Annotated in this window: 1 protein-coding gene; it reads left to right on the top strand. The window is 56.2% G+C overall.

Annotation, left to right across the window (positions count from 1 at the left end; all coding sequences use genetic code 11):
• Positions 1-140: 140 nt before the first annotated feature.
• A partial coding sequence (locus J5224_RS32135) for an alpha/beta hydrolase (protein WP_264629007.1) occupies positions 141-776 on the top strand: 636 nt, incomplete at its 3' end.

The raw sequence follows: 776 nt of genomic DNA on the forward strand, positions 1-776 counted from the left end.
CGCTGAAAAAGCCGCCAGCGCGCCGATTTTATCAACGCTTCTGACGCAATGCGCTGCATAAAGACAGAAAAAACGCTGGCAATGATAACGGGTTTTATTATCATCCATCTACTGACACTTAAGAACCTTAACAGGTCGTTATGCGCTATTTGCCCGTTGTGCTTATTACTCTGATCGCCTCCAGCCTGTTGCCCGCGCGGGCACAACCCCCTGTCGCCACGCTCTCTGAAAACGCAAAGCGCTACTTCAGCATTGAGCAACACGATATGGAAAGCACGCGCCAGCTTCAGTACCGTATCTTCATCGCCACGCCACGCGATATTGCCGCACAGGAGAAACGTCCGGTGCTCTACGTGCTGGACGCCAACGCCCAGTTCCCGCTGGCGGTCAACAGTTACACCCCCGCGCAGGGGCCTGCGCCGGTGATTGTCGGCATCGGCTATCGTATCGATCAGGGTTATGACATTCCTGCCCGCACCCGCGACTACACGCCCCCCGCCCCGACACCCGATCCGGATTTTGGTGCGGGAGGAGAAGCGGAGCTATTTTATCAGTTTATCCAACACAGTGTGAAACCGTGGGTAGAAACACAAGCCCCCGTTAATCCACAGCAGCAAACACTCGCCGGCCACTCCTTTGGCGGGTTATTCGTACTGTATACCCTGTTTAACCATGGGGAATCCTTCCAGCGCTATCTGGCCGCCAGCCCGTCTATCTGGTGGGGAGACGGTGTGGTCATCCCCAAACGTTCACCGCTGCTTACCGCGCAACCGACC

The sequence above is a fragment of the Candidatus Symbiopectobacterium sp. NZEC135 genome (assembly GCF_025962695.1).